Origin of the sequence: Streptomyces sp. NPDC051555, from assembly GCF_044454405.1 — a bacterium.
Taxonomy (GTDB): domain Bacteria; phylum Actinomycetota; class Actinomycetes; order Streptomycetales; family Streptomycetaceae; genus Streptomyces.
In genome coordinates this window covers 1,082,624-1,092,162 of sequence record NZ_JBITDP010000001.1, presented here as the reverse complement: position 1 = coordinate 1,092,162, position 9,539 = coordinate 1,082,624, and the positions used below count along the sequence as shown (strand labels likewise).

Sequence of the window (9,539 nt, the reverse complement as noted above, 5' to 3'; positions counted from 1 at the left end):
ACCCCACGGGCCAGCCGTGCGCGGAGACCGCCGACCAGGACAGCAGCGAGAGGCCGAAGAAGGCGAGCAGGAGCAGCACCAGCCAGACGACGACGTTCGATCTGGCGGAAGTCGGAGGGGGCGCAGGAAGGTGGTGCGCCTTCCGAGTGGCGGATGTACTACCACCAGGCCACGCCCGTCCCCTCTCATCTCCCCGGCCCGACGGGTGGATGAGGTTCCGGTGGAGACGCGGGAAACGCAGGAGCCACGAGAGCTGACCGCCGCGGCCCTGGCGACCGCACGATGGCCGATCGCCGACTCCCCGGACGTCGATTGGCTGCGCGAGCTGTCCGACGACGACGGGCTCACCGGGTTCATGCCGCCGCCGCTGCCCGACGCGGCCTGGGTGCTCCACCCCATGTACGCCCACGAACTCGGGCCGTTCGACATGACGTACGTCGAATACCACCGGGCGGTGCTGATGGGTGGCGGCCCCGAGATCATCCCGGGCCTCGACCCGGCGGAGGTGGTGGGCGGTGACCCGGGTGAGCGGCCGGGACCCCGCTGGCACCGGGTGCGCTGGCAGGAGCTCGCCCGCCGCACCGGGGACCCCGTGGTGCCCGAGGGATCGCCGCCGTACCTCGACTCGTTCCCGGCGACCGGGCAGAGGCGCTGGCCCGTCGGAGTGACGTCACCGCGCGAGGGCAGCATGGACCGGGCCTCCTGGAACCGCCTGGCCGAGATCCTCACCGCGCACAGCACGACGGGTCCGGCGGCCCGCTGCCTGGCCTACTACAACCCGCTGCTGCTCGCGGCCGAGGACTTCGACAACCTGCACGTACGGGCCGGCGCCCTGGCCGACGCCAAGGTGCTGTACGAGCACCCCGAGGAGGACGGCTGGAGTCCCTCCAACCTCTGGGCCGAGGACCACGCGTGGGTCGTGTGCACGGACTACGACCTGATGGCCACCAAGGTGGCAGGACCCGCTCCGCTCATCGAGGCCCTCCTCGGCGACACGGAGATCGAGGCCGTACGACTGCCCTGGTCCTCCTGACCCCGCTCCACCCCTGCTCAGGAGGACCTGTTGCGCAGCGCGCGGCGGACCCCGTACAGGATCACGAGCAGCACGATCACGACCACCAGACCGATCAAGAGCTTCTTGAAGAGTCCGCCCTTCTTCTTGCTCTTCTTGCTCTTCTTGGTACCGGTGACGGCCTCGACCCGGGTGGACACCGACGCGCGCAGGCCGGTCGCCAGGCCCGTCGTCGTGCCGGTGCCGCTCGCCGGGGCGGTGTGCGGTTGGGCCGCCACGGTGGGGGCCTGTCGGGCGGTCGGCACGGCCGCGGTGGCCGTTGCCGCCGGACCGAGCACGAGCCCGGCGATCACGAAGAGCGGTACGAATGCGGCGGCCCGTGCGGGGCGCTTCCCTGGCCTGCTGATCCTCGTCACTGTCTCCCCTGTTCCCTGCGTTCTCGGTGTTCTCGGTGTTCTCGGTGGCGTTCTCCGAGACTTCCGGGTTCCCCCGGTTCCCCGGCCGAACCGGTGTGATCCGGCCAGACGGCACTGCGGAGCATCGTCGACGAGGGGGGCCTCCCTGGCAAGGGCACGGGGCGCACGGAGTGCGTCACGCCTCCCGTCCCGGTCACCCCGTGGGCCTGCACGACGGTCAGGCGGGGTCCATGTGATGCGCGACACTGCGCGGGCGTTCCGGGGCGGGCGTACGTGATCATGGCCGGATGGACTCCCGTTTCCTCGGCATCGACGAATTGACCGAAACCCCGTCCGTGGCCGTCGTGGTCGATGTCATGCGTGCCTTCACGGTGGCCGCGTGGGCCTTCGGCCAGGGTGCGGAACGGATCGTTCTCGCCGGTTCATTGGACGAGGCCTTGGCGCACAAGGGCCGCCACCCGGATTGGGTGGCACTCAAGGACGGTGCGCCCGCGCCGGGGTTCGACACCGTCAATTCGCCGGGCCTGCTGCGCTCCATGGACCTCGGCGGACGCACCGTCGTGCAGAAGACCACGGCCGGGACGGTCGGCGCCCTCGCGGTCAAGGACGCGTCGCTGGTGCTCTGCGCCGGCTTCGTGGTGGCCGAGGCGACGGCGCGGCTCCTGCGCACGCGCGGGTGCGACCGTGTGACGTTCGTGGTCACGGGTGAGGACGGGCGGGCCGACGAGGACCTCGCGTGCGCCCAGTACATCGCCCGGCGGGCGGGTGGGGCCGAAACGGACGCGGCCAGGTTCCTGCGCCGCGCCGCCGACTCGCGGGCCGCCACCGAGCTGACGGAGGGCATCCGTGCGGGCGCGCATCCCGACGACGTCCAACTCTGCCTGGAACTCGACCGGTTCCCCTTCGCGATGGTGGCTCGCCAGGAGGGCTCCCTCATGACCTTGCGCCCCCACGCGGCGTGATCGGGCAGCGCCGCGACCACCGGCGCGCGCTCCCTGCGCCCCCCACGCTCCCCCGCCAATGGGGTGAGCTGCCGTTTCCCGTGATCGTTCCGAGGCGTTGAACGGACCGATGCGACCGCTTCTCGGACGCGTCTTCCAGAGATCCTTGGGAGTTTTCATGCGTATGCGCTCTGCCCTCACCGCCTCGGTCCTCGCCGCCGGAATCCTGCTCGGTGGCGCCGGCGCCGCTCTCGCCAACGACGGTGGTGGGCTCGTCCAGGGCACCGGTTCGCAGGGCGCCGGGCGCACCAGCGGCTCGTCGTTCGCCGGTGTCATCGACCACGTCGGCCCGATCTACACCAACACCGAGTCCACCGAGTTCGAGTGGGACCGCGGCACGTTCCTGGGCATCCACTTCTAGTACGACGCCCCGGCGCCACGACGTACGGCTTCCACTGGGAGCGGCGGTTCCACCGCCGCTCCCAGTGGCATGTCCGGGCCCGCTAGTTGACAACGTTTCAGTTGCGGTGGCCGAAGAATCTGGCCGAAACCCTTCCGGCGGGATGCGACATGTGAAATTTTACATGTCACATGCCAACCAGCATGCCCACTGCCTGGCCCGTGCCACCCAGCACGTGGCCTCAACGGCCCCGGAGGCCCCCGCAGATGCATCCCTTCCGGATATCCAAGGCCAACGCGCGCAGGCTTCCTGCGCTCGGCGCGGCCGTCTTCATCACGCTCGGCCTGTTCACACCGCCGAGCCAGGCCGCCGTCTCCGTCGGCGCCACCCCGGCCGGCTCCACCGCGCGCGGCGCCGCGGCCTCGGCCCCCCGGTCGATCCCGGTGCCCAAGTCGCCCGACGCGACGAACAAGAACGCACGGTTCCGGATCTCCGCGCAGGACAGCGCCCTGGTGTCCGCCCCGCCGCCCGCCCCCGCCGTCAAGCCGGCCACCCCCGCCAAGCCCGGCGCGCAGTCCTCCGCCGCAGCGGCAGACGCGTGCGGCGACCTCTCCGGCGTGATCAACTCCACGGGCGGCGCACTGGTCCAGCAGCTGAGGGCCCTCCCCCGGATCGACTGCACCTACCCGCTGTTCAACCTCACCGGGGAGAACGCGCGCAAGGCCTTCGGCGAAGCCCAGATGGTGACCGTGGCCAACGCGCTGCGCGACGCCTCCGCCGCCTACTCGGGCAACAACAACGCCTCGGTGGGCCAGTTGGTCCTGTTCCTGCGCGCCGGCTACTACGTGCAGGAGAACAACGCCGACGTCGTGGGCCCCTACGGTTCGACGCTCGACGGCTCGGCGCGCGGCGCACTGGACGCCTTCTTCGCGTCCCCGCACAGCAAGGACGTCACCGACGCCAACGGCGAGATCCTCAACGAGGTCGTCACGCTGATCGACAGCACCCACACGGCCGGCCGCTACGCCGGCGTCGTCAAGTGGATGCTCGCCGGCTTCGACGCCACCTGGCCCGGCCAGATGAACCTCGCCATGCAGCACGTCGAGTGGGTCGTCCAGAACGGCTTCAAGGCGAAGAACGACGACCGCGGCTGGCGGGCCGCCCTCAAGGCCGACCCCGGCATCCTGAACACCTGGGCCGGCTTCATCACGCGCAACGGCGCGCAGCTGAACCGCTTGGACGTCGTCAGCAACGTCGGCCGCTACCTCGGCTACGCCCTCGACGTCCCCGAGCTCAAGGACCGGGTCCGGCCGCTGCTGAAGGACCTGATCAACCGCTACCCGAACGTCGGCCCCACCGCGCCGATCACCATGAACCTGGGCTGGTACACGCGCCAGTACGACAGGAACAACTGCGCGGCCTACGCCATCTGCGACCTGGGCGACCGCGTGCTGCCCGTGATCCTGCCGATCCGGCACACCTGTACCCCGGGCCTGAAGATCCGCGCCCAGGACATGTCACCCGGGCAGTTGGACAGCACCTGTACCAGCCTGGTCAACGAGGACGCCTACTTCCACCGGGTCATCGGTGACAAGGGCCCGCTCCCCGGTGACGTGAACACCGACCTGGAGGTCGTCGTCTTCGACGACTACACGCAGTACTCCCTGTACGCCTGGGCCATCTACAACATCGACGTCGACAACGGCGGCATGTACGAGGAGGGCAACCCGGCCGCCCCCGGCAACCAGGCCCGCTTCATCGCCCACGAGGCGGACTGGCTGCGTCCGGCCTTCCAGATCTGGAACCTCAACCACGAGTACACCCACTACCTCGACGGCCGCTACAACATGGCCGGCGACTTCGACGCCGGCATCACCACGCCGACCATCTGGTGGGTGGAGGGCATCGCCGAGAACGTCTCCTTCGGCTACCGGGGCGAGCGCAACGCCGCCGCGATCGCCGAGGCCCCCAAGAAGACGTACAAGCTCAGCGACCTGTTCGACACCGTCTACAACCAGGACGCCGACCCCGACGTCAACTCGAACCGGGTCTACCGCTGGGGCTACCTCGCGGTCCGCTACATGCTCCAAGCACACCCGGCCGACGTCGAGACCGTGCTGGGCAAGTACCGCGCGGGCGACTGGAACGGCGCCCGCACCTTCCTGAAGCAGACCATCGGCACCCGCTACGACGCCGGGTTCGACACCTGGCTCACCACGACGTGCGCGACCGACGACTGCGGCCCTCTTCCGGAGGCCCGCACCACTGCGCTCTGCACGATCGGCGACGCCCGCCAGTTCGACAAGAACTGCCGCCGCGACAACCTCGCGGCCGCCGCCGGCAACTACAGCTACCACTTCGTGTACCTGCCGGCCGGCGTCAAGCAGCTGACCATCACGAGCAGCGGGGGCGCCGGCAACGCCGACCTCTACTACAACGGGCCCACCTGGGCTACCACCGACGGCTATCAGGCGAAGTCCACGCATGCCGGCAACGACGAGACCCTGACGATCGAGAATCCGCCGGCCGGCTGGGTCTACTTCAGCCTCGCCGCCGCGCAGGACTTCAGCGGGGTGAGCGTCTCCACGCAGTCCGAGTAACCGGCCACTCGCACCATCGGCCTCGCGAGCCGAACAGCCGTGCGCCGCCCGTCGGCTTCGGGGTTGTCACCGGATCCCGAAGGATCCGATCCCCATGCGACCCTCCCCCGTGGGGGCCGCAACCGTCAGGCGGCGCACAGCCGTACCGGGGCTCCGTTTCGCAGGAGCGAGAGCAGTGAAGCTCCGGTGGCAATGCCAAGATCTTGCGCCACGCACCCCAACCATGTCAACAATAGTTATCACCAGCACGCACCTACACTTGCACTGCCGGAAGCGTGGCCGGGAGATCCCCGGGTAACCGGGACTGGAGCGGCTCCAGTACGGCAGGAAGGTGGCGGCCATGAGCGATTCCGTGGACGAGCGGGCGGCGCTGCTCGCGGAACGCCTGAACTTCCTCTTCGCCCACATCTACCCGCGCGGCGGCGCCCCGCAGTCGAACGAGGCCGTCGGCCTCGCCACCGGAGTATCGACGGCCGATATCGCCGACCTGCGGGCCGGGGTCCCGCTGGACCGGCCGCCGGGCACCTGCCCGTTCGTGAGCAGACTGGAACACCTGCTCAGGACCCGGGTGACGGAGTCCGGATCTCCGTACCTGCTCGGGGACGTCGCGAAGTCGTGCGGGAAGTCCCGGGTATGGCTCTACAACCTGCTGGCGGGGAAGAGCAAGCCCACCCTGGAGTCGACGATGGCCATCTGCCGGATGTTCCAGGTGGACGCGTCGTTCTTCACCGACGACCCCTTGCAGGCCCTCGCCCGGCACTTCGGCGTGGCCGCCGGGGCCCCGTACTTCAGCCTGCCGCCCGACGACGTACGGGTCCGGGACACGAAGGCGTCGGTGGAACTCCTGGTGGAGCTCCGCGAGGCGGGCGTACCCGCCGTCATCGGCCGCTACCTCGGCAGTCTGCCCCAGCCCACCCAGTAGCACCCATCGGGCTCACCCCAGGTCCTGGTCCCGGTCGGGGGACGTCGCCCACCATTCCCCCAACGCCACCAGGTTGTTCGTGCCCGTGGCCCGGTAGATCCGGCCGAGCAGGCTGGTCAGGCTCCGCTCGCTGGTACCGAGCGTGCGCGCGATCTCCGAACGGGTCCTGTTCTCCCGCAGCATGCGGATGAAGTCGCGCATCTGCGGTGTCGTCGCCAGCTCTCCCGCCTCCTGGCGCCGCTCCCCCCGCCACGGCCTGGACCGCTCCCACAGCTGCTCGTAGAACGACACGACGATCGCCACGACGACCGGCTGCGTGATGAAGAACGCCTCCGTCCGCCCGTCGAACTCCGGCGGCGCCGCGATCATCACGGCCTTCCTGTCCACGACGATCATCCTGAGGTAATCGGGGGCCCGCGTGCGGACCACGGCGCCCGCGTCCGTCATCGCGGCCACCCACTTGACCTCGGCATCGCGGGCCCGCGCCGTGTTCGGATAGATCGTGCGGTACTCCAGACCCCGGCGGACGATGGCCAGGTCCCGCTCCAGCGAGGCCGCCAGGCTCCACGCCGGCCGATCGACGGGGTGCGCGCTCCACAGGCACGCCTCGACCCCCGCGACCATCCGCGTGAGCACGTCGTTCGCCTCCCCCTTGTCGGCGAGCCTTTCGATGCCCCCGACGGGCTGGGCACCCGCCTCCGCGGCGAGACCCGCCAGCACCTCGGGCACCCGACTGAGCCTCTGCAGCCGGCCCAGCAGCTCGCCTATCTCCGCCTGTACGACCGACCGTTCCACCTGAGCGAGGTCCTGCACCACGTACCGACCGCGGGAGAAGGGCGAATCGGCGATGAGCCCACCGGCGAGCAACTCGGACAGGGCGCGCTCCTGGCGGGCGCGCGCGGGTCCGCTCCCGGGGTCCGGCAGCGGCCCTCCGTCCGACAGGTGCAGGAAGACCTCCCGCGCCTCGGCCGAGAGGTCCAGCCGATCGAGTCGCCCACCCGTGTCCCCTGCTCGCACTCACCCTCCCATCGGGGCTTCCGATCCGGGAAGTGCGCCGACCGGAAGCCTCTCCTACTTGATCTCCCCCGCGGGGAACGTACAGGCTACCCAGTGTGATTATCCAGGCACGGGCGCACCGCCCCGTCAGCCCTTCCCCGGCTGACCAGACCCGTGTCGGGGACGGACCCGGTCGCGCACGGCCCCCGCGCTCACCGAGAGTCAGTGCCTCCGCGGCCCTCTCGCCCGCCGCCGCCCCCGCGCCCGCCGACTTACGGTTCGCCTCGCGCCTGGACTAGTCCGTCACCGTCGGCGGTCCGGCACACAGGGGAACGTCCGCGCGTGGTGCGGCCGATCCGTCGCACGCTTCCGCCGACACGCAGGTCATGTGGGGAGAACGATCCATGCAGGCAGTCCGCCGGACCATAGGTCTCGTCGCGGGCACGGTCAGGGAGATCCGCACCCTGCGCAAGCTGCGCAAGCGCTTCTCGGCCCAGCTCGGGCTGTCCGCCCACCCCACCCTGGAAGAAGTCCGCGACGCGGTCGCCGTCAGCTGCGGCACGCCGATCCGGATCCTCTACCTCCCCCTACGGCACCCCTTCACCGGCGGACTGCTCCACGCCCCCACCGAACTGACCCTCGTGGTCGACAAGAACTCGCCGACCATCCTGCAGCACGTCGTCATCGCCCACGAGCTCGCGCACGCCTTCCTGGGCCACGACCCGCAGACGGTGGGCCACGAACTGCAGTCCGTACTCCTCGCCGGGCTCGCACCGGCGCTCGATCCGCGCATCAGCCGCATGATGCTGGCACGGTCCTACTTCGACGGGCCACACCCGAACCGGTCGCACGGCGAAGCCCTCCCCGAACGGGAGGCGGAGACCCTCGGCCGACTCATCGTCAGCATGATCGCCCACACGAGTACGGGCCCGGGACCGGGAGCCCCGGCCGCATCGGCACTGCGCCACAGGGGGACGACCGGTGTCTGAGGGCGCGGCCGACGTGGTCTACCTGATCATCGTCGTGGTGGCGTCGTGCACCACGCTCGGCAAGTACGCCGCCTGGCGCCGCGAACGGTCCACGGCCCTGCGCCTGATCACCACCTGCTCGGCGGTCGGCGTCGTGGCCTTCCTGGTGGCGACACCGCTCGTGTGGCGCGCCCTCGCCCGTCTCACCGGCTCCGCGAACGTGGCCGAGCCGGTGGTCTTCGTCTGCATCCTCGCCTTCTTCGCCCACACGCACGTGATGTCCCTGATGTGGTGGCCCGCCGCCCCCGCCTCCGCCTCCCCCGTTGCCCGGCCCTCGAAGGCGGCGCCCGGGCGGGGGCGGCTCGTGCGACCGTTGGCCGTGTACTGCGCCGCGGCCGTCGCCATGGTGGCCGGATTCGCCGCGGGCGACCTCGACGACGCAGCCCATCCGCTGGACTTCAACATCGCCTACGGCCAGGACCCGGGGGCCCTGGTGATGTTGGCCGCGTTCCAACTCGGGCTCGCGTACGCCTCGGTGTCGACGGCCGTCCGCTTCCGTCGCAACGCGCACTCCTCCCACAGCGATCCACGGCTGCGCCGGGCCCTGCGGCACATCTCCCTCGCGACCTGGTTCATCGCCGGGTACGTCGCCTGCGTCATGCCGGCGACGGTCGCGGGCGCCCTGGGCTCGCACGCCCTGGACCCGCTCCACAGCCTCGGACCCGTCTCCGGCACGGTGGGGGCCCTCGTCATCAACTGGGGCTTCTCCGGTGCGGCGATCTCGCTCTGGCGCGCGGACCGGCGCGACTACCTGGCCCTCACCCCCCTGTGGGAGCTGACGCACCGGGCCGATCCCCGCATCGCCCTGGACGAACGCAACCGGGTCACCGACCTGGGCCTCCTCTACGTACGCGACTGGCACCTGGTGACGCGGGCGGCGGACATCCTGAGCGGGATCCGGAGCCTCTACCCGTACTTCGACGACGAACCGGTGGTGCGCGTCCACCTCCTGGCACGCGCGAGGGGTTGGCCCCTGGAGGACGAGCGCGCCGCCGCGGCCGCCGCCCTGGTCCTGCGAGCGGTCGCCCTCGCCGAGAGCGGCGCCGAACGGGGCGGCGAGAGCGGCCTGGTCCTGCCCGGCGGGAGTCTCGAACCCGGCGCGCAGCGCACCCATTTGGTGCGCGTCGCGGGCTACCTCGACCATCCGGACGTCCTGGCCGCGGCCGGCCTCGCCGAGGCGAGGCGGCCGGTCCCGGCACCGTAGCCGCCCCGGCCCGCCCGGAC

The 9,539-nt window shown here is 70.8% G+C and carries 9 protein-coding genes; 7 read left to right on the top strand and 2 right to left on the bottom strand.

The window, feature by feature from the left end:
• Positions 1-220 precede the first annotated feature (220 nt).
• The gene (locus ACIBEA_RS04645; RefSeq protein ID WP_399257859.1) at positions 221-1,033 is read left to right on the top strand and encodes a hypothetical protein; all 813 of its coding nucleotides are present in this window, start codon (positions 221-223) and stop codon (positions 1,031-1,033) included.
• Between the two features lie 17 nt (positions 1,034-1,050).
• Here the strand turns inward: ACIBEA_RS04645 and ACIBEA_RS04640 are convergent, their stop codons facing one another.
• Positions 1,051-1,428: a hypothetical protein gene (locus ACIBEA_RS04640; protein WP_399257857.1), complete on the bottom strand. Its 378-nt coding sequence runs from the start codon at positions 1,426-1,428 to the stop codon at positions 1,051-1,053.
• Between the two features lie 287 nt (positions 1,429-1,715).
• On the opposite strand from ACIBEA_RS04640, the gene ACIBEA_RS04635 reads away from it, so the two are divergent.
• The 4 genes from ACIBEA_RS04635 to ACIBEA_RS04620 all read left to right on the top strand — a co-directional run bounded on the left by ACIBEA_RS04635 (position 1,716) and on the right by ACIBEA_RS04620 (position 6,291).
• On the top strand, positions 1,716-2,390 hold the full coding sequence (locus ACIBEA_RS04635; RefSeq protein WP_399257855.1) for a 2-phosphosulfolactate phosphatase: 675 nt from the start codon (positions 1,716-1,718) through the stop codon (positions 2,388-2,390).
• A 157-nt stretch (positions 2,391-2,547) separates the two neighbouring features.
• Positions 2,548-2,790, top strand: a complete 243-nt coding sequence (locus tag ACIBEA_RS04630) for a hypothetical protein (RefSeq protein ID WP_399257853.1) — start codon at positions 2,548-2,550, stop codon at positions 2,788-2,790.
• Between the two features lie 245 nt (positions 2,791-3,035).
• On the top strand, positions 3,036-5,369 hold the full coding sequence (locus ACIBEA_RS04625) for a collagenase (RefSeq protein WP_399257851.1): 2,334 nt from the start codon (positions 3,036-3,038) through the stop codon (positions 5,367-5,369).
• A 340-nt stretch (positions 5,370-5,709) separates the two neighbouring features.
• The gene (locus ACIBEA_RS04620; protein ID WP_399257849.1) at positions 5,710-6,291 is read left to right on the top strand and encodes a hypothetical protein; all 582 of its coding nucleotides are present in this window, start codon (positions 5,710-5,712) and stop codon (positions 6,289-6,291) included.
• A 12-nt stretch (positions 6,292-6,303) separates the two neighbouring features.
• On the opposite strand, the gene ACIBEA_RS04615 is transcribed toward ACIBEA_RS04620, so the two are convergent.
• Entirely contained in the window at positions 6,304-7,308 is a 1,005-nt protein-coding gene (locus tag ACIBEA_RS04615) for a hypothetical protein (protein WP_399257847.1), read from the bottom strand.
• A gap of 383 nt (positions 7,309-7,691) precedes the next feature.
• Here ACIBEA_RS04615 and ACIBEA_RS04610 point away from each other — a divergent pair, with 383 nt between their 5' ends.
• Both ACIBEA_RS04610 and ACIBEA_RS04605 read left to right on the top strand, forming a co-directional pair.
• Positions 7,692-8,276, top strand: a complete 585-nt coding sequence (locus tag ACIBEA_RS04610) for a hypothetical protein (protein ID WP_399257845.1) — start codon at positions 7,692-7,694, stop codon at positions 8,274-8,276.
• The gene (locus tag ACIBEA_RS04605; protein ID WP_399257843.1) at positions 8,269-9,519 is read left to right on the top strand and encodes a DUF6545 domain-containing protein; all 1,251 of its coding nucleotides are present in this window, start codon (positions 8,269-8,271) and stop codon (positions 9,517-9,519) included. The genes ACIBEA_RS04610 and ACIBEA_RS04605 overlap by 8 nt, the downstream gene beginning before the upstream one ends.
• Positions 9,520-9,539 lie beyond the last annotated feature (20 nt).

Excerpts from the sequence above, each read along its gene's own strand:
- ACIBEA_RS04620 (WP_399257849.1), top strand. The coding sequence starts at position 5,710 with ATGAGCGATTCCGTGGACGAGCGGGCGGCGCTGCTCGCGGAACGCCTG.
- ACIBEA_RS04625 (WP_399257851.1), top strand. The coding sequence starts at position 3,036 with ATGCATCCCTTCCGGATATCCAAGGCCAACGCGCGCAGGCTTCCTGCG.
- ACIBEA_RS04610 (WP_399257845.1), top strand. The coding sequence starts at position 7,692 with ATGCAGGCAGTCCGCCGGACCATAGGTCTCGTCGCGGGCACGGTCAGG.
- ACIBEA_RS04630 (WP_399257853.1), top strand. The coding sequence starts at position 2,548 with ATGCGTATGCGCTCTGCCCTCACCGCCTCGGTCCTCGCCGCCGGAATC.
- ACIBEA_RS04635 (WP_399257855.1), top strand. The coding sequence starts at position 1,716 with ATGGACTCCCGTTTCCTCGGCATCGACGAATTGACCGAAACCCCGTCC.